Genomic DNA, 301 nt, shown 5'->3' with positions numbered 1-301 from the left:
TGTGGTCATATTTTCCTTGTTTGGCAAGACTGATCAAACCAAAGAAAGATTTAAAGGCTTCATTGACCTTTTTTAAAATTTGCTGTGCCATGTTGCTGTTTAACAGCTTATAGTTTTCGTTAGTTTTTGCAAGATGATAGTTTTTCTCATAATTAAGAAATTCCTTGTGTTCAAAATAGTATTGTCTGACATTGTACAATCCGACGTTGTACATGTTCTTGGCAATATGGCACAGTTCTCGAAGAGTCAAGTATTCTTCTTTGGTCAAACCATTTAGCTGTTGTTTGATACAAAAATACAT

1 pseudogene is annotated in these 301 nt (G+C 33.2%); it reads right to left on the bottom strand.

Annotated elements, in window-relative coordinates:
• Positions 1-301, bottom strand: a pseudogene (locus ETC02_RS18705) (RNA-guided endonuclease TnpB family protein); the annotation flags it as partial.

Origin of the sequence: Geobacillus sp. DSP4a (assembly GCF_013096875.1) — a bacterium.
Lineage (GTDB): Bacteria > Bacillota > Bacilli > Bacillales > Anoxybacillaceae > Geobacillus > Geobacillus thermophilus.
Note: the sequence above shows the minus strand (reverse complement) of the source record. Positions and strands in the feature narration are given on the sequence as shown.